Genomic DNA, 17,638 nt, shown 5'->3' with positions numbered 1-17,638 from the left:
TCATGCCTCACCTGCTGGTTGTGACGCTGCGGACGAGCCTCGAGACCAGCCTCAGTAGCGGTCGACCGAGCGGCGGCCCGGACGCATGACCATGCTGAGGATGATCGCCAGTGCGCCCAGCCCGATGGCGATCCAGCCGATGGTCACCAGGTCGAAGCCCGCGATCATCATCTCGCCGTTGTAGGCGAAGATGATGATCAGACCGACGAGCAGCAGGAAGATCCCGATTCCGATGTACATGCTCAACTCCGTTCTCCGACCTCGAGGCCGGTGCTCGGTCCTGCAGGTTGACCCCGCGGGAGGCTGTCGGCTCGGGAGCCGTGACAGCCAAGCGTAGCCGCGTCGGGTGGCCAGGAGCCCGGTCTGGCGCCCGCGACACGGAGCCGATGGTTCGCGGCGGAGTTGAGACTACTGCTCGTCGCGACGCGCCAACACGGCCAGTTGCGCGTTGTAGGCCGCCAGCTCCGCGTCGCCGTCACGGTCGACGCGACGGTCGCGGCGTGTGCTCTCCCTGTCGTCCGTCTTCATCCATTGCCAGGCGACGGTGACCGCGAGGACCAGAGTCGGTACCTCGCCGACACCCCAGGCGATGGCGCCGCCAGTGCGCTGGTCTGCGACCGGAGTGGTCATCCAGGGCAGGTCGAGCCGACCGAAGAAGTTGGCCGCCAGCAGCTCGGTGGACTGTGTGATGAGCACCCCGAAGAACGCGTGGAAGCTGATCGTGACGAAGAGGACCACGAGCAGCGCGATGGGCGACCAGCGCTTCGGCCCGGGATCGGTACCGATCAGCACCCACGTGAACATGTACCCGGTCGCCAGGAAGTGGACCATCATCAACACGTGCCCGGTGTGGGTGCGCATCGCCAGCTCGAACAGCGGGCTGTAGTAGAAGATCGCCAGACTGAAGAAGAAGAACGACGCGGCGATGACGGGGTTGGCGAGCACGCGCAGATAGGTCGAGTGCACGGTCGCGAGGATGAACTCGCGCGGCCCCATCGTCTTGTCCTTGCGGGCCGGTAGGGCACGCAGCGCAAGGGTGATCGGGGCACCCGGCACGAGGAGCAGCGGCACGATCATCGCCACGCCCATGTGCTCGATCATGTGCCACGAGAAAAGGATCCTGCCGTAGACGCCGACGCCCCCGGACGTGAAGTACACGAACACCAACCAGCCCAGCACCCAGCTGATCGTGCGCAGGAGCGGCCAGCGGTCGCCGCGGGAGTGCAGACGTACCGCCCAGCGCAGGTAGACGACGATCGCGATCACTGCGACCGTCACCCACAGCCAGTCGGTCTGCCACGCGGTGAGCCAACTCGTGGAGTCCGGCGCGCCCGGGTCGAGGTAGCCGGAGAGGTCGTAGACGATCGAGGTCTCGGGGCGCTCCTCGGACGTCGGCGGCGTCGGGGTGCGGCCAACAGCCGCACCGAGGCCGAAGGCTGCGGCCATGACCGCGACCTCCCCCACGGCGAGCCGGGTGAAGGCGCTGCCCTGAGGTGCGACGGAGGAGCCTCGAAGGGGGGCCATCCCGTTGGCCGTGTCCTGAAGCGCGGCGATGGTGCGGTGACGGTGCCACCAGCCGGCAAGACCGAGGAGGACCGCAGCCACAGACTTGAGGATGAGCAGGACGCCGTAGCGGGAGGCCAGCCCCGACAGGGCGCCGATGTTGATCCACGAGACGAGCAGGCCGGAGCCCACGAGCAGCACGAAGCACCAGCCGGCGATGACCGAGTAGCGCTGCACGGTCACCTGGAGGTGCTTGCCCAACGACGGACGGATGACCACCAGTGCGACGAGACCACCGACCCACAACGTCGCCGAGAGGATGTGGAACGCGAGGCCGTTGACGCCGCCCATGTGGTCCAGGCTCGCCGCGGAGTGGCCGGACAAGGCCAAGGGCAGCAGGGCGAACAGGCTGGCGGCGGCCAGCCAACCGAGGGCGGACTTCGACTCCGCCACCGGCGCGCACAGGGCCACGACCGCGACGACGAGCGCGGAAATCGTCGCGGTGCGGGTGCCGTCGAGCTGCCAGATGAAGGCGGCCAGCTGGGTCAGGTAGTTGGGGTCGGTCAGTCGGATGCCGGCCAAGGAGGCAAAGTTGGTCAGGAGCCCACCCACCCCCGCGAGGAACCAGATGATCGCCGCCCCTCCGGCCAGGTGCGCCAACGTGCGTCGGCGGCTGGTGCGGGTGGTCTCCGGGACGATGAACGCGGCGAGGACGAGCGCGCCGATCGTCACCGCGGCCGCGCCGTCGTGGATGGCGCGCAGCGTCGGGAGGGACCAGCGCACGAAGGGGCCGGGGTCGCCGAGCTCCAGCGGTGCTGCTCCCCCACCGAAGGCGGTGGCGGCGACCACCACGACCACCAGGAGGAGCCCGAAGAGGGCCAGTGGACGCGAGGTGGTGCTGGGGGCACTCGCGGAGCGTGACATGACGTCTAATCTAGGCAACGCACCTGAAGAGTCCGTCCCCGGTGTGCTCCAGCACCGTCAACCAACCGTCAGGAGGCACCGCGTGTCCGTGCCTGCAGGCCAGCTCAGCGTCAGCGTCATCCGAATGTTGCGCATGCTGCACGCCACCCGCGCCCGTGCGCCTCGGGTGCACCCAGCACTCGAGCCGAGCCACCACGCCGTCCTCATCGCGCTCCGCGATGAACCGGCCCGGGTCGGCGACATCGCGGAGCGCAACATCTCCGACGCCTCGACCGTCAGCCGCCAGGTCAGCCACCTGACCGCGCTCGGCCTCGTCGAGAAGGTACCGGACCCGCAGGACAGGCGCGCCCAGCTCGTCGCCCTGTCCGACGAGGGACACGCGGTCCTCGACGAACTGGTCGCCCGCCGCGAGGCATGGTTCGTCGAGCTGCTCTCGGACTGGCCGAATGAGGACGTGGCCACCTTCATCCACTACCTCGACCGCTTCTGCGACACCGTCGCGGCGGACCAGCGCCACCACCCCTGAGCACCGGTCGGCCCGGGAGCGGGCGCAGAGCAGGGGTGGCACGGCTCAGGCCGCCGTCCGCACCCTGCACCCGGGTGAGCGATGCACTCGGCCATGCGGACGGGTGCGCCGAGTGCCACTCCTGTCCTTCGCCAGCACCACCCACGTGAGTCAGCGGACCGACGACGTCACGCCCAGAGGAAGGCCGTGCCCGGGTCGTGCAGCAGCGCCGCAACGTCGGCGAGCAGGATGCTGCCGAGCTCCCCGTCGACGAGCCGGTGGTCGAAGGAGAGCGCGAGCTGGGTGACCCAGCGCGGCTCGATCGACTCGCTCCCGTCGGCAGCGGTGACCACCCACGGCGTCCGCCGGACCGCACCGAAGGCGAGGATGACGGCCTCGCCCGGGTTGAGGATCGGGGTGCCGGTGTCGACGCCGAAGACGCCGACGTTGGTGATCGTCGCGGTGCCACCACCCAGGTCGGCGGGCTGCGTCTTCCCGTCGCGCGCGGTGGCGACGAGGTCACCCAGCGCGCCGGCGAGGTCGTGCAGCGAGAGCCGGTCGGCGGCCTTGATGTTGGGCACGAGCAGCCCACGAGGAGTCGCCGCGGCGATGCCGAGGTTGACGTCGCGGTGGTAGACGATCTCCTGCGCGGCACCGTCCCAGCTGGCATTGGCCTGCGCGTGCCGGCGCAGCGCCAGGGTGAAGGCCTTGGCGACGACGAGCAACGGCGTGACCTTGACGTCCTTGAAGGACCGGTCGCCCTTGAGCCGCTCGACCATCTCCATCATCGCCGTGACATCGACGGTGACGAACTCGCTCACGTGCGGCGCGGTGAACGCCGAGGAGACCATCGCCTCCGCCGTCGCCTTGCGTACGCCCTTGATCGGCACCCGGCTCTGCGCGGGTCCATCGGCGATGGCGGTGTCCTGGGGTGCGACTGCACCGGCCGCGGCGGCACCGTCCCCCGAGGCACCGGAGGACGCCGTCTCCACGTCGGCGCGGGTGACGATGCCCCCTTCGCCGGTCGGGGTGATCGACTGCAGGTCGACGCCGAGGTCCTTGGCGAGCTTGCGCACCGGCGGTTTGGCCAGGGCCCGGGTCGCCTGCGGGCTCAGCGGCTCGGCCGGGGCAGGAGCAGCCGCGGCAGGGGCAGCCGGAGCGGCGGGCTCAGACGTCCCAGGGGCCCCAGCAGCCGGGTCGGCGGTCGCCGGAGCCGAGCCCTTGCGAGCGCGGCGACGGGTGCTGCCGGCCTTGGCGCCGTAACCGACGAGGTTGGGTCCGCTCGACTCACCGGCCTCGTCCGCCTCGGCGGCGGGCGCGTCACCCGTCGGGTCGGCCGCGGGCTCGCTGCCCTCGACCTCGACGCTGATGATCGGGGCGCCCACGTCAACGGTGTCACCCTCGGCGACGAGCAGCTCGGTGATCTTGCCCGCGAAGGGGATCGGCAGCTCGACGAGGGACTTGGCGGTCTCGACCTCGATGATGATCTGGTTGACGGTGACGGTGTCACCGGGCTGGACCTTCCAGGAGACCACGTCGGCCTCCGTCAGTCCCTCGCCGGGGTCGGGCAGGTTGAAGTTCTTCACGGCCACTTCGGTCCTCCTGGTCAGTGCGCGAGCGAACGGTCGACGGCGTCGAGGACACGGTCGAGGGTCGGGAGGAACTCCTCCTCGAAGCGGCTCGGTGGGTAGGGGATGTTGTAGCCCCCGACCCGCAGCACCGGCGCCTCGAGGTGGTAGAAGCACTCCTCCTGGATCCGGGCCGCGATCTCCGCGCCGAGCCCGACGAAGGTCTGCGCCTCGTGGACGATGACCGCGCGCCGGGTCTTCTTCACCGACTCCATGATCGTCGGCAGGTCCAGCGGGCTGAGGGTGCGCAGGTCGATGACCTCGAGGTTGCGCCCCTCCTCCGCGGCGGCCTCGGCCGCCTGCCGGCAGGTCTTGACCATCGGGCCGTAGCACAGCAGCGTCGCGTCCGTGCCCTCTCGGACCACGCGGGCGTCGTACAGACCGAGCTCAGGGGCACCCTCTTCGTCGATCCCGGTCTCGCCGCGCTCGTGGTATCGGCGCTTGGGCTCGAAGAAGATCACCGGGTCGTCGGACTCGATCGCCTGCTGGATCATCCAGTAGCCGTCGGCGGCGTTGCTGCAGGTGACCACCCGCAGGCCGGCGGTGTGCGCGAAGTAGGCCTCGTTGGACTCGCTGTGGTGCTCGACCGCGCCGATGCCGCCGCCGCAGGGGATGCGGATGACCATCGGCAGCTTGAGGTGCCCGAGCGAGCGGGCGTGCATCTTGGCCACCTGGGAGACGATCTGGTCGAAGGCCGGGTAGACGAAGCCGTCGAACTGGATCTCCACGACGGGGCGGTAGCCGCGCAGGGCCAGACCGATCGCGGAGCCGACGATGCCGGACTCGGCGAGCGGGGTGTCCATGACGCGGTGGTCGCCGAAGTCCTTCTGCAGGCCCTCGGTGATGCGGAAGACGCCACCGAGCTTGCCGACGTCCTGCCCCATCAGCACGACCTTGGGGTCCTTGTCCATCGCGCGCCGCAGACCGGCGTTCAGGCCCTTGGCGAGACTGAGTCGGGTGCCGCTCATGCCTGGTCTCCTTCCTCGGCGAAGCCGGCGTGGTAGGCGAGGAACTCCTCGCGCTCGGCCTCCACCAGGGGGTGGTGCTCGGTGTACTGCTGGTCGAACATCGTCGGCAGCTCCGGGTCGGGCATCTCCTGGCAGGCCTTGCGTACGCGGGCAGCGATCTCGTCGGCCTCGGCGTCGATGGCGTCGAAGAACTCCTCGTCGGCGTGGCCGCGCTCGGTCATGAATCCGCGCATGCGCTTGATCGGGTCCTTCTCCTTCCAGATCTCGACCTCGGCGCTGCTGCGGTACTTGCTCGGGTCGTCGGACGTCGTGTGCGCGCCCATCCGGTAGGTGTAGGCCTCGATGAGAGTGGGTCCCTGGCCGGAGCGGGCCTTGTCCAGGGCGTCCTTGGCCACGGCGTAGGTGGCCAGCGGGTCGTTGCCGTCGACGAGCACGCCGGGGAAGCCGAAGCCACGGGCGCGCTGGTACGGCGGGATGATGAACTGCTTCTCGTTGGGCTCGGAGATCGCCCACTGGTTGTTCTGCACGAAGAACACGCACGGCGCGTTGGCCACGGCCGCGAAGACCAGCGCCTCGTTGAAGTCGCCCTGGCTCGTGCCGCCGTCACCGGTGAAGGCCATCACGGCCGCGTCCCGGTCCGGGTCACCGGTGCCCATGTCACCGTCGGCGGCGATGCCCATGGCGTAGCCGGTCGCGTGCAGCATCTGGTTGCCGATGACGATCGTGTACAGGTGGAAGTTGTTCTCGTTGGAGTCCCACCCACCGTGGTTGACCCCGCGGAACATCCCGAGGAGGTTCTCCGGCGGCACGCCGCGGCACCAGGCGACGCCGTGCTCGCGGTAGCCGGGGAAGGCGTAGTCCTGCTCGCGCAGCGCACGGCCGGCGCCGACCTGCGCGGCCTCCTGGCCGAAGAGGCTGGGCCACAGCCCGAGCTCTCCCTGGCGCTGGAGGGCGAAACCCTCGGCGTCGATGCGGCGTACCAGGACCAGGTCGCGGTAGATGATCCGCGCGTCCTCGCTGGTCATCTCCTCGACGATCTTCGCGTAGGGAGCGTTGGTCTCGTTGGTCTCCAGCCGGTTGCCGTCCGCATCGACGAACTGCACCATCTCGGGGTTCTCGTCGGAGAAGTGTCCGTAGATCTGCGAAGGGGGCGTGGGCCCCATCTCGGGTGAGGGCTGGAATGCCCCCTCCATGCGGGACCGGGCGTGCCCGGCGACCTCGTTGTCGCTCAACTGATGCTCCCTTCGCTCCACGTCCCGGGGGGTCGCCCCGTGCCGCGGCGGTGAGGTGCGCCGTCACCGGCGCATCATTCGGCTGCGGGACGGCTTGTGACCGGGACCACAGAATCTTGGCAGTGCCAACCTAGCGTCTCACTGGCTGGACGCCCAAACGCGCGCGGGTGCTCAGCGCCGGAAGGCCGCGGCCACCCCGATCAGTCGGTCGTTGGCCTCGGGCTCCCCGATGGTCACGCGCACACCGTCGGTGCCGTAGGGCCGCACGGACAGACCGGCCGCATCGCACGCCGCGACGAAGTCCGCAGTGCGCTCCCCCAGCGGGAACCACACGAAGTTCGCCTGACTCTGCGGCACGTCCCACCCGGCCGCGCGCAGTGCGTCGACCACCCGGGACCGCTCGGCGACGATCTGCTGGACGCGCTCGTCCAGCTCTCCCTTCGCCGCCAACGACGCCACGGCCGCGGCCTGCGCGAGGTGGTTGACGCCGAAGGGGGTCGCGGTCTTGCGCAGCGCCTCGGCCACCGGCTCGGCCGCCACCGCGTACCCGACCCGCAGGCCGGCCAGCCCGTAGGCCTTGGAGAAGGTCCGCAGGAGGACGACGTTGGGGTGCTCCCGGTGCAGCGCCGGCCCGTCGACCGCGTCCCGGCCGTCGACGAACTCCAGATAGGCCTCGTCGACGACGACCAGCACGTGGGAGGGGACCTTGGCGATGAAGTCCTGCAGCTCGGTGTGGGTGACCGACGGGCCGGTGGGGTTGTTGGGCGTGCAGACGAGGACGACCTTGGTGCGGTCGGTGACCGCGGCCGCCATGGCATCGAGGTCGTGGCGGAAGTCCGCGGTCAACGGCACCTGCACCGACCGGGCTCCGGCGACGGCCACGACGATCGGGTAGGCCTCGAAGGACCGCCACGCGAAGACGACCTCGTCCCCGGCGTCGCACGTGGCATGGATGATCTGGGCCAGCACGCCGACGGAGCCGGTACCGGTCGCGACCTGCTCGCGGGGCACGTCGAGGAAGGCGGCGAGCGCATCCGTCAGAGCGGTGACGCCCATGTCCGGGTAGCGGTTGACCTCGACGGCGCGCTCGCGGATGACCGCCAGGACGGAGGGCAGCGGCGGGTAGGGGTTCTCGTTCGAGGAGACCTTGTACACCGTCTGCCCCTCACGTGGGGTCGGCGGCTTGCCGGCGACGTACGCCGGGACCTGGTCGAGGGAGGAGCGCAACCGGGGGGATTCCATGGAGCGCACCTTAACCACTCACGGGCCCTGGCTGCCCCGGCACCGGCCCGCCCCCGCAGCCACTCAGGCACCAGCGAAGGGGGAGTGACCCGGGTGCGGTCGGGAGGGCTCAGTAGCGCTCCGGCTCGGGCAGGATCCAGCTGAGGACCATCGAGACGATCGTGACGATGAGGGCACCGATGACGGCGTCCCACCAGAAGTCCTTGATGACGAAGCTCAGGCCGAGCGGCGAGGAGATCCACTCCGTCAGCTGCAGCAGGAAGGCGTTGACCACGAAGGTGAACAGCCCGAGCGTCAGCACGATGGCAGGAAACGCGAGCAGCTGGGCAATGGGCTTGACGACGGCATTGACCACACCGAAGATCAGCGCCACGAGGACGATCGTGGCGAACTTCGAGGCGAACGTGGTGCCGTCGTCGGCAAGGACGATGCCGTCGACGAGCCACGCGGCAACCCACAGGGCCACGGCGTTGACGGCCGTTCGGATGAGGAAATTCGTCATGGGAACAGCATGTCAGGTCATCAGCGAATGTGGCGTCTGCCTACGAACGGGTCACAACCAGCGTCACCCGGGCGCTGTTGTCGGCCATACTTGCGCGCGGCTGGTGACGACGACCCGCCGGTGACGAAGGAGAGCAACACATGAGTGCCGAGGACCGCCCCGGTCGGCGACGCGACCTCTGGGACGACGACACCACCACGTCGGCTGCACCGGAGCCGGCCACGTCCGAGCGCTCGTCGCAGGGCGAGCCCGCCGCCGGGGCCACGACCCGCCGCAGTCTGCACCGCGACCGACGCGGCCGGCGGTTGCCCTGGTGGATCGTGCTGGTCGCGGTCCTCCTCGTCGCCGTGCTGTGCCTGGGCGGCGCCTGGGCCGTCCTCGGCAAGGACGAGGGCAGCGCGGCGTGCCCGGAGCCGATCGCCGTGTCCGCTGCTCCGGAGATCGCCGATCCCCTCGAGGACGCGCTGGACAAGGTCACCGGCGAGTGCACCGACTTCCGTGTCGACGCCGCCTCTGCGGCCACCGTGGCCAAGAACGTCAACGAGGGCATGGCTCCCGACGTGTGGGTCCCGGACAGCTCGACGTGGATCGACGCGATCGACCAGGACTCCACGCCCGGCCAGTGGCTGGAGGGCCAGTCCATCGCCTCCTCCCCCATCGTCCTGGCTGCCGGGTCCAAGGCCGAGGGCGCACCGAGCGAGGCGTCGTCCTGGACACGGGTCATCAACGACAAGGGCGACCTGCAGATGGCCAACCCCGACGTCGACACGGCCAGCCGCCTGGCCTTCCACGCCAGCCGCATCGGCCAACCCAGCCGCATCGGCCTGCAGACCGGCGAGCGGCTGATCTTCCTCTCGCGCTTCGCCGCACCGTCGGTCAACAAGCTCCTGGAGGACTACAAGAGCGATCCGAAGGCGAACAAGCCCTTCCCCGCGTCCGAGCAGGAGATCGCCACCTTCAACGAGGAGCACGACGACCTCCCGCCGTTGCGCGCGGTGATGCCCGAGCAGGGCACGCTGTCGCTGGACTACCCGTGGATCACCAACCCGGAGCTGAAGGACGAGTCCCTCGACGCGGCCGACAAGGCACGCACCGAGCTCGGCAGCATCGACGTGCGCAAGTCACTGACGGCGGCCGGATTCCGCGACGCCAACGGCCAGCGTGGCCCCGCGATCGCGGGCCAGGAGGCTGCCCCGGTCGAGCAGCTCGAGGCGCCGGGCCGCAACGAGCGGCTCGCGCTGGTCGAGCAGTGGGACATCATGCGTACGGACATGCGGATGCTCGCCGTCATCGACGTGTCCGGATCGATGCAGTGGTCCAGTCCCACCCCGGGCAGGACCCGCTGGGACGTCACCCAGGGCGCGCTCACCAAGGGCACCGGCCTGCTGCCCGCAGGCAGCGAGGTCGGCGCGTGGGTCTTCAGCACCGACCGCAAGGGCGGCAAGGACTACGAGGAGGTCGCCCCGGTCGCGCCGATGAACTCCGAGCACGGCGACGGCACCCACCGGGAGCACCTTGCCCAGCTCGTCAAGGACGGCGACAAGTGGCTCGGCGGTGACACCGCGCTGTACGACACGATCTGGGCCGCGCACCAGAAGATGGTCGAGGACTACGACCCCGAGTACGTCAACTCGATCGTCGTCTTCACCGACGGGGAGAACGACGACCCCAACGGCGGCCTCTCGCTGAAGCAGCTGCTGGACAAGCTCGACGACAGCTACGACGCCCAGCGCCCGGTCCGGGTCATCACGATCGGCATGGGCGAGGCCGACCCGTCGGCCCTGCAGAAGATCGCCGACGAGACCGGCGGCACCTCCTACATCGCGGAGACGCCGGAGGACATCGAGAGGGTCTTCGTCGGGGCACTGCTCGCCCGCGGCTCGGGCTGATCCACCGGGGTGAAGGGGGCGGTTAGGGTGACGCGGTGCGTCGCCTGAGGGCCCTGCTGGCCGATACCCGCCCCCTGAAGGTCCCGGCGTACCGTCGGCTGTTCAACGCGCAGATCATCACCGTCATCGGCGCCCAGCTGACCATCGTCACGGTGCCGGCGCAGATCTACGCGATGACCGGGTCGAGCGCCTACGTCGGTCTGACCGGCCTCTTCGGGCTCGTGCCACTGGTCGTCTTCGGCCTCTACGGGGGCTCGCTCGCCGACCATTTCGACCGTCGTCGGCTGCTCACCGCGACCACGGCCGGTCTGATCCTCACCTCGGCCCTGCTCTTCCTCCAGGCGGCGATGGGCAACACCAACGTCTGGGTGCTGCTGACGATCTTCTCGATCCAGCAGGCCTGCTTCGGGATCAACCAGCCCACTCGGTCGGCGGTGCTGCCGCGGATCGTCCCGCCCGAGCTGCTCCCGGCGGCGAATGCCCTGAACATGACCGTCTTCACCGGCGGTGCGATCGCCGGACCGCTCGTCGGCGGAGCGCTCATCCCGGTGCTCGGCTTCTCGTGGCTCTATCTCGTCGACACCCTCTTCCTCTTCGCCACGCTCTGGGCGGTGCTCTCCCTCCCTTCGCTCCCGGTCGAGGCGGTGGCCGGCTCCTCTCCCGGCCTGCGCTCGGTGATCGACGGCTTCCGGTACCTCGCGACCCAGCCGGTCCTGCTCATGTCCTTCGTCGTCGACCTCATCGCCATGGTCTTCGGCATGCCCCGTGCGCTCATCCCGGAGATGGCCGACATCAACTTCGGCGGGCCGTCCGAGGGAGGGTTGGCCTTCGCCGTCCTCTTCGCCGCGATGCCGGCCGGTGCCTTCCTCGGCGGAGTGCTCTCAGGGTGGGTCTCCAGGGTCGAGATGCAGGGGCGGGCGGTCGTCATGGCGATCCTCGTGTGGGGCACCGCGATCACCGGATTCGGCGTGGCGGTGGCCCTCGCGGATGGCCGCGCCGGTGGCTGGCTGGCCCTGGCGGCAGTGTTCTTCGCCGCGGGCGGTGCGGCCGACGTGGCATCTGCCGCCTTCCGCTCCACGATGCTGCAGAGCTCGGCGACGGATGCGATGCGCGGTCGGCTGCAGGGCGTCTTCATCGTCGTGGTCGCCGGCGGGCCCCGGTTGGCCGACGTCCTCCACGGGCTCGTCGCGAGCAGCCTCGGCGCGGCCGCCACGACGATCCTGGGTGGCGTGCTCGTCATCGTCCTGACGCTCGCGGTGTCGGCCGCGGTGCCGGCCTTCGTGCGTTACCGGGTGCCGCGCGCCGGGTGAGGTTTTGTCCGGAGCGTGCCGGAAGGAGTAACGTCTACTACCGACTGTCGTACTAACTGACGTAGGAGACATTGTGGACGTGCTGGAGCTCGCCCGGTGGCAGTTCGCGATCACCACCGTGTACCACTTCTTCTTCGTCCCGATCACCATCGGGCTCTCGGCGATCGTCGCCTGGTACCACTCCCGGTGGTTGCGTACCCGCGACGAGTCACACCTGCGGATGGCGAAGTTCCTCGGCAAGCTCTTCACGATCAACTTCGCACTCGGTCTGGTCACTGGCATCGTCCAGGAGTTCCAGTTCGGGATGAACTGGTCCTCCTACTCCCGCTTCGTCGGCGACATCTTCGGCGCGCCGCTCGCGCTCGAGGCGCTGCTCGCCTTCTTCCTCGAGTCGACCTTCCTCGGCCTGTGGATCTTCGGGTGGGGCCGCATCCCGGAGAAGTTGCACGCCGCCTCGATGTGGATCGTCCACATCGGCACCGTTCTGTCGGCGTACTTCATCCTCGCCGCCAACTCCTTCATGCAGAACCCGCTCGGCTACGACATCAACGACGAGACCGGCCGCGCCGAGATGACCGACTTCCTCGCCGTGCTGACCAACAAGGTCCAGCTCGTGGCCTTCCCGCACGTCATCACCGCCTGCTACATGGTCGGCGGCGCCTTCGTCCTGGGTGTGGGCCTGCACAAGATGCGCCAGAGCGCCCGCCTCGCGCAGCAGGCCACCGATGAGGCCGGGACGAAGGGGGGACCCGACCACGCCGTCGACCGTCGGATGTACCGGCACGCAGCCCGCCTCGGCGCCGTCGTCACCCTCATCGCGGGCCTGGGCGTCATCATCAGCGGCGACCTGCAGGGCAAGGTCATGACCGAGGTCCAGCCGATGAAGATGGCCGCCGCAGAAGCCCTCTACGAGACCCCACCCGACGGCCAGTGCGCTCCCTTCTCCGTGCTGACCGTCGCCGGCCTCGGCGGGGAGAACCCCACTCACGTCATCGAGGTCCCTTGCCTGCTCTCCTTCATGGGCACCGGCAGCTGGGACGGCGAGGTCCAGGGCATGACCGAGCTGGAGAACGAGTACCGCGCCTCCTTCGGGGACGGCGAGCTCACCGCCGCGGAGACCTACATCCCGCCGATCGCGATGAGCTACTGGAACTTCCGCCTGATGATGGGCGCCGGCTTCTTCGCGATGGTCGTGGCCGCCTGGGTCCTCGTCGCCACCCGCAAGGACCGGGTGCCGATGGGCCGGTGGGTCGCGCCGCTGCTCGTGCTCACCCCCCTGGCGACGGTCTTCGGGCACAGCTTCGGCTGGATCTTCACCGAGATGGGCCGCCAGCCGTGGGTCGTCTTCGGGGAGATGACGACCAGTCAGGGCGTCTCGCCGTCGGTCGGCACAGCGGACGTGTGGACCTCGATGATCGTCTTCACGCTCCTCTACGGCGGCCTCGCCGTCGTCGAGGTCCGCCTCCTGCTCGACTACATCCGCCGCGGCGCCGAGCCCTTCGAGGAGCCCCGGCTCATCGAAGAGGACGAGCCGCTCGAGTTCGCCTACTGAGACCGGGAGCGCTGTCATGGATCTCATCACCGTCTGGTTCGTCCTGCTGGCCATCCTGTGGACCGGGTACCTCGTCCTCGAGGGCTTCGACTTCGGGGTCGGCATGCTGCTGCCGGTCCTCGACAAGGAGCCCGGGGCCGCCAAGGACCCGACCGCCTCCGACCGGCGCCGGCGCACGATGCTCACGACGATCGGCCCTCACTGGGACGGCAACGAGGTGTGGCTGCTCACCGCGGGTGGCGCGACCTTCGCCGCCTTCCCGCACTGGTACGCGACGATGTTCTCGGGGATGTACCTCGCGCTGCTTCTCCTGCTCGTCGCGCTCATCGTGCGCAACATGGGTCTGGAATACCGACACAAGCGCACCGACGTCACGTGGGTGGCGCGTTGGGACGCGGCGATCATCGGCGCCTCCGTCCTCTCCCCCTTCCTCGTCGGCGTCGCGCTGACGAATCTCGTCGACGGCCTGCCGATGACCGCGCACCTGTCCGGAGCGACGGAGTACACCGAGTTCGACGGCTCCCTCCTGAGTCTCCTGACCCCGATCGGCCTGCTCGGCGGGCTGACGCTGACGGTCCTGTGCCTCACCCACGGGGCCCACTTCATCGCGCTGAAGACGGCCGGCCCGATCCGCGCCCAGGCTCGTGGCGTCGCGACGAGGGCGGGTCTCGCCTCGGCCGTGCTCGCGGTCCCCCTTCTCGTCTCGCTCGGCGTCCAGCGCGGCGGCGGCCTCACCTGGGTCACCAGCGCACTGGCCGCCGTGGCCCTGCTCGCCGCCATCGGCGCCAACACGAAGGGGGCGGAGGGCTGGGCCTTCGCCGGCACCGCGACGACCATCGGGCTGACCGTCGTGACGTACTTCCTCATGCTCTTCCCGAATGCCATCAACGGGCGCGGGGACGGCCCGGCGCTGACGCTCGACGCGGCGGCCAGCTCGTCGCTGACGCTGACGATCATGACGTGGGCCGCGGTGGTCTTCACCCCGATCGTCATCGCCTACACGGTGTGGAACTACTGGGTCTTCCGTCGCCGGCTGGCGGTGGAGCACCTGCCGGAGACCGCGGACGTGCACTGACGATGAAACCCTTCGACCGGCGGATCCTCCAGGCCGTGCCGACGACCCGGAGGGCGGTGACCGTGCTCGGGGTGATCGGCGCGGCCCAGGGAGTCGCGACGATCGGCACCGCCTTCGCCCTCGCCGCGCTCGTCGTCGCGGTCGTGCGGGGCGACCCGCTGCCGGCACCGGCCGCGTGGACCGCCGGGCTGTTCGTCCTGCGTGCGTTGCTCTCCGGGATCGCGGAGCACCTCGCGGCGCGGGCCGGGGCCCTCGTCGCGACGAGCCTGCGCGAGCAGCTCATCGACGCCTGGCTGCAGCGACCGGTCGACGAGCGGCCCTCCCGCGAGCGCGCCCTCACCTTGGCCGCGCAGGGGACGAGCGCCGTCGAGCCGTACATCGCGAAGTACCTGCCCACCCTCATCGCGGCGGCCGTCGTGCCCGCCCTGGCGATCGGCTGTCTCGTCGTCATCGACTGGCCCAGCGCGCTGGTCGTCGTGCTCACGGTCTGGCTGCTGCCCCTCTTCGCCGCTCTCATCGGGGCGACGACCCAGGAGGACACCGACCGTCGCTGGGTGGCTCTGACCGAGCTGTCGGGACACTTCCTCGACGTCATGCGCGGCCTGCCGACGCTCGTGGCCTACGGCCGCGCGGAGCGGCAGGTGAGCGTGATCGAGCAGGTGAGCCACCGACACCGTCGGGCGACGATGCGCACCCTGCGTCTGGCCTTCCTCTCGGCGGCGGCGCTCGAGCTGCTCGCGACGATCTCCGTGGCCATCGTCGCCGTGCTCGTCGGGCTGCGGCTGACGACCGGCTCGATGGACCTGCTCGTCGGCCTGACGGCGATCCTGCTGGCCCCGGAGGCCTACTGGCCGATCCGCCGCGTGGGCACCGAGTTCCACTCCGCCGCAGACGGCGTGGCCGCGCTCGAGGACATCCTCGCCGAGCTCGGGGAACCTCTCGTGCCGGGACATGGCGAGGGGCCGCAATCTGAACCCAGTAGCGGCTACAGCCCATGTCTCGACACCCACGATGACGGGGCAGTCCGGGTGGCCGGCATCCGCTACACGTATCCCGGAGCGACACGCCGGGTGCTCGACGCAGTCGACCTCGTCGCCGACGGCGGCCTGACGGTCATCACCGGGCCCTCCGGGGTGGGCAAGACGACCCTCCTCGAGGTCATCGCCGGCACCCGCCGCCCGGACGCCGGGAGCGTGTGCGCGCCTGCAGTGCACCTCGTGACCCAACGACCCTTCCTCGGGGCAGGCACGCTGCAGGCCAACCTCACCCTCGAGGGGCCGCAGGACCCCCAGCGGCTCTGGTGGGCCCTGCGGGAGACCGGTCTCGACGGCGTGATCGCCGCCCTGCCGACTGGCCTCGACTCCCCGCTCGGCGACGACGGGTTCGGGCTGTCGGCCGGCCAGCGCGCCCGCCTCGTCCTCGCGCGTGCGCTGCTCTCCCCCGCGCCGGTCATCCTGCTCGACGAGCCAACGGCCCACGTCGACCCCGACTCGGCCGCGACGATCGGCGACGTCATCACCCGCCTCGCCGTGACCCGGACCGTCATCGCGGTGAGCCACCAGCCCGACCTCATCGAGCGCGCGGACACCCGGCTCGAGCTGACAGCACCGGCGATGGTGTCTCGATGACCCAGCTGGCGCACCGCCCTTCGCCACCGGCCGTCCCCGACCACCCGGTGACACGGCCGCGGACCCGACCGGTCACCCTCTCCCCCGGGCTGATCATCGCCGGCCTGCTCGGCGGGGTCGCCGCTGCGTCGGGCATCGCCCTGACGACGACCTCCGGCTGGCTCATCGTGCGCGCCGACGAGCAGCCCCAGATCCTGCTGCTGATCACCGCGATCGTCGCCGTGCGCACCTTCGGCCTGGCCCGGCCGGTCTTCCGGTACTGGGAGCGTCTGCGCAGCCACGACGCGGCGCTGACTGACCTGGCCGAGCGACGCACATCGACGTACGCCGTGCTCGTGCCACTGACCCCGGCCCGGCTCGGCGCCCGTGGCCGCTCGGACCTGCTCACCGGCGTCGTCGACGACCTCACCGACGTCGTGGATGCCTCCGTGCGCGTCACCGTCCCCGTCCTCGGCGCGCTCGTCGCCGGCGTCGGGGCCGCCGCGCTCACCGCGCTCGTGCATCCTGGGGCCGGACTCGTCCTCGCCGGGATGCTGCTCGCCGTGGCGGGCGTGGCCTTCGTCGCGGACCGCCTGGAGTCACGCACCCAGCGGGAGGTGCTCGACGCCCGGGCCGAAGCAGCGCGGGTCGCCCAGCTGACGGCGGAGCACGCCGACGAGCTGCGCTCCATCGGCGGCGTCAACACGGCGACCGGGTGGCTGCGCGAAGCGCATCACCGGGTACGGGTCAGCGTTGCTCGCCAGTCCCGGGGTCGGGCACTGTCGGCCGCGGCCGTCCTCGTCATCACGGGTGTCGCGACGCTGACGACCGCCGTCCTCGCCGCCGGATCGGACGCCTCCGGGCCGGTGCGTGGGCTTCTCGTCCTCGCCCCCGTCGCCACCGGCGAGGCGCTCGGCGTGCTCACCGAGGCCACCCGTTCGCTCGCGCGGGCCCGGGCCTGTGGGCAGCGTCTCGACGCACTCCTCGACCAGTCCCCGGCCGTGGTGGAGCCGGCAGCGAACGACGCCACCCCCCTTCGCCCCGGGGGGACTCCACGGCTGGCGATCGACCGACTGTCCGCCGCATGGCTGCCCGGGCGCACCCATCTCGGCCCGCTGGACCTGGTCATCGAGCCGGGCGAGCGGGTGGCCATCACCGGGCCCAACGGGAGCGGCAAGTCGACCCTGCTTGCAGTGCTCGCCCGTCACCTCGACCCCACCACCGGGACGTACACCGTCGACGGCGTCGACGTGACCCGGGTGCCCTTGGAGCACGTGCGCTCCCTCATCGCCCTCGTCGACGACGAACCGCACGTGCTCGCGGCGAGCCTGCGCGCCAACCTGGCCCTCGCCGCCCCCGGCGCCACCGACGACCTTCTCGAGGCAGCCCTGCGCCGGGCGGGGTTGGGGATCTGGTTCGACGGGCTCCCCGACGGGCTGGACAGCCGCCTCGGTGCCGGGGGCCTGGGGATATCGGGGGGCGAGCGGACCCGGCTGGCGATCGCCCGGGCCATCGCCAGCGATCGACCGGTGATCCTCCTCGACGAACCTGTCGCGCACCTCGATCATCCCACCGCCCACGCGGTCATCGATGACCTGGTGCACCATGTCGGTGAAAAATCAGTGATCATGGTGACTCATCACGGAATCGGGCTCGAGCGGATGGACCGCATCGTCTCGATCCCGGGGACGGAGGGCTGAG

General features: G+C 70.3%; 14 protein-coding genes. 7 read left to right on the top strand and 7 right to left on the bottom strand.

The features are described 5' to 3' along the window. Nucleotides 1-51: 51 nt before the first annotated feature. Together BJY20_RS10105 and BJY20_RS10100 are read right to left on the bottom strand one after the other, a co-directional pair. Entirely contained in the window at nucleotides 52-240 is a 189-nt protein-coding gene (locus BJY20_RS10105) for a DUF6458 family protein (protein ID WP_185991414.1), read from the bottom strand. 168 nt (nucleotides 241-408) lie between these two features. Beyond that, nucleotides 409-2,427 (bottom strand): bifunctional copper resistance protein CopD/cytochrome c oxidase assembly protein, encoded by a 2,019-nt coding sequence (locus BJY20_RS10100; protein ID WP_185991413.1) that lies wholly within the window; start codon nucleotides 2,425-2,427, stop codon nucleotides 409-411. A gap of 82 nt (nucleotides 2,428-2,509) precedes the next feature. Between BJY20_RS10100 and BJY20_RS10095 the strand changes: the two genes are divergently transcribed. Further along, on the top strand, nucleotides 2,510-2,953 hold the full coding sequence (locus BJY20_RS10095; protein ID WP_185991412.1) for a MarR family transcriptional regulator: 444 nt from the start codon (nucleotides 2,510-2,512) through the stop codon (nucleotides 2,951-2,953). 167 nt (nucleotides 2,954-3,120) lie between these two features. Here the strand turns inward: BJY20_RS10095 and BJY20_RS10090 are convergent, their stop codons facing one another. The 5 genes from BJY20_RS10090 to BJY20_RS10070 form a co-directional block, all read right to left on the bottom strand. Beyond that, nucleotides 3,121-4,518 carry a dihydrolipoamide acetyltransferase family protein gene (locus BJY20_RS10090; protein WP_425484139.1) on the bottom strand — a complete coding sequence of 466 codons (1,398 nt, stop codon included), beginning with the start codon at nucleotides 4,516-4,518 and terminating at the stop codon, nucleotides 3,121-3,123. Between the two features lie 20 nt (nucleotides 4,519-4,538). Further along, nucleotides 4,539-5,528, bottom strand: coding sequence for an alpha-ketoacid dehydrogenase subunit beta (locus BJY20_RS10085; protein WP_185991410.1), 990 nt, complete (start codon nucleotides 5,526-5,528; stop codon nucleotides 4,539-4,541). Next, a complete protein-coding gene (pdhA, locus tag BJY20_RS10080) occupies nucleotides 5,525-6,760 on the bottom strand; it encodes a pyruvate dehydrogenase (acetyl-transferring) E1 component subunit alpha (RefSeq protein ID WP_185991409.1) in 1,236 nt (411 codons plus the stop codon). The genes BJY20_RS10085 and pdhA overlap by 4 nt, the downstream gene beginning before the upstream one ends. A gap of 171 nt (nucleotides 6,761-6,931) precedes the next feature. Then, nucleotides 6,932-8,002 carry a histidinol-phosphate transaminase gene (hisC, locus tag BJY20_RS10075; RefSeq protein WP_185991408.1) on the bottom strand — a complete coding sequence of 357 codons (1,071 nt, stop codon included), beginning with the start codon at nucleotides 8,000-8,002 and terminating at the stop codon, nucleotides 6,932-6,934. A gap of 109 nt (nucleotides 8,003-8,111) precedes the next feature. Next, the gene (locus BJY20_RS10070; protein WP_185991407.1) at nucleotides 8,112-8,504 is read right to left on the bottom strand and encodes a phage holin family protein; all 393 of its coding nucleotides are present in this window, start codon (nucleotides 8,502-8,504) and stop codon (nucleotides 8,112-8,114) included. Nucleotides 8,505-8,644: 140 nt separating this feature from the next. Here BJY20_RS10070 and BJY20_RS10065 point away from each other — a divergent pair, with 140 nt between their 5' ends. The 6 genes from BJY20_RS10065 to cydC all read left to right on the top strand — a co-directional run bounded on the left by BJY20_RS10065 (nucleotide 8,645) and on the right by cydC (nucleotide 17,637). Next, a complete protein-coding gene (locus tag BJY20_RS10065; protein WP_185991406.1) occupies nucleotides 8,645-10,393 on the top strand; it encodes a VWA domain-containing protein in 1,749 nt (582 codons plus the stop codon). 35 nt (nucleotides 10,394-10,428) lie between these two features. Next, nucleotides 10,429-11,703, top strand: a complete 1,275-nt coding sequence (locus tag BJY20_RS10060) for an MFS transporter (RefSeq protein WP_343062845.1) — start codon at nucleotides 10,429-10,431, stop codon at nucleotides 11,701-11,703. 73 nt (nucleotides 11,704-11,776) lie between these two features. Next, entirely contained in the window at nucleotides 11,777-13,255 is a 1,479-nt protein-coding gene (locus BJY20_RS10055) for a cytochrome ubiquinol oxidase subunit I (protein ID WP_185991405.1), read from the top strand. Between the two features lie 16 nt (nucleotides 13,256-13,271). Further along, the gene (gene cydB, locus BJY20_RS10050; RefSeq protein WP_185991404.1) at nucleotides 13,272-14,330 is read left to right on the top strand and encodes a cytochrome d ubiquinol oxidase subunit II; all 1,059 of its coding nucleotides are present in this window, start codon (nucleotides 13,272-13,274) and stop codon (nucleotides 14,328-14,330) included. Between the two features lie 2 nt (nucleotides 14,331-14,332). Beyond that, a complete protein-coding gene (cydD, locus tag BJY20_RS10045) occupies nucleotides 14,333-15,958 on the top strand; it encodes a thiol reductant ABC exporter subunit CydD (RefSeq protein ID WP_185991403.1) in 1,626 nt (541 codons plus the stop codon). Then, the gene (gene cydC / locus BJY20_RS10040) at nucleotides 15,955-17,637 is read left to right on the top strand and encodes a thiol reductant ABC exporter subunit CydC (RefSeq protein ID WP_185991402.1); all 1,683 of its coding nucleotides are present in this window, start codon (nucleotides 15,955-15,957) and stop codon (nucleotides 17,635-17,637) included. The genes cydD and cydC overlap by 4 nt, the downstream gene beginning before the upstream one ends. Nucleotide 17,638 lies beyond the last annotated feature (1 nt).

The sequence above is a fragment of the Janibacter cremeus genome (assembly GCF_013409205.1).
Lineage (GTDB): Bacteria > Actinomycetota > Actinomycetes > Actinomycetales > Dermatophilaceae > Janibacter > Janibacter cremeus.
The sequence above is the reverse complement of the archived record's forward strand: the minus strand, read 5'-3'. Positions and strand labels throughout refer to the sequence as shown.

Excerpts from the sequence above, each read along its gene's own strand:
- BJY20_RS10105 (WP_185991414.1), bottom strand. The coding sequence starts at position 240 with ATGTACATCGGAATCGGGATCTTCCTGCTGCTCGTCGGTCTGATCATC.
- BJY20_RS10100 (WP_185991413.1), bottom strand. The coding sequence starts at position 2,427 with ATGTCACGCTCCGCGAGTGCCCCCAGCACCACCTCGCGTCCACTGGCC.
- BJY20_RS10085 (WP_185991410.1), bottom strand. The coding sequence starts at position 5,528 with ATGAGCGGCACCCGACTCAGTCTCGCCAAGGGCCTGAACGCCGGTCTG.
- hisC (WP_185991408.1), bottom strand. The coding sequence starts at position 8,002 with ATGGAATCCCCCCGGTTGCGCTCCTCCCTCGACCAGGTCCCGGCGTAC.
- BJY20_RS10070 (WP_185991407.1), bottom strand. The coding sequence starts at position 8,504 with ATGACGAATTTCCTCATCCGAACGGCCGTCAACGCCGTGGCCCTGTGG.
- BJY20_RS10065 (WP_185991406.1), top strand. The coding sequence starts at position 8,645 with ATGAGTGCCGAGGACCGCCCCGGTCGGCGACGCGACCTCTGGGACGAC.
- cydB (WP_185991404.1), top strand. The coding sequence starts at position 13,272 with ATGGATCTCATCACCGTCTGGTTCGTCCTGCTGGCCATCCTGTGGACC.
- cydD (WP_185991403.1), top strand. The coding sequence starts at position 14,333 with ATGAAACCCTTCGACCGGCGGATCCTCCAGGCCGTGCCGACGACCCGG.
- cydC (WP_185991402.1), top strand. The coding sequence starts at position 15,955 with ATGACCCAGCTGGCGCACCGCCCTTCGCCACCGGCCGTCCCCGACCAC.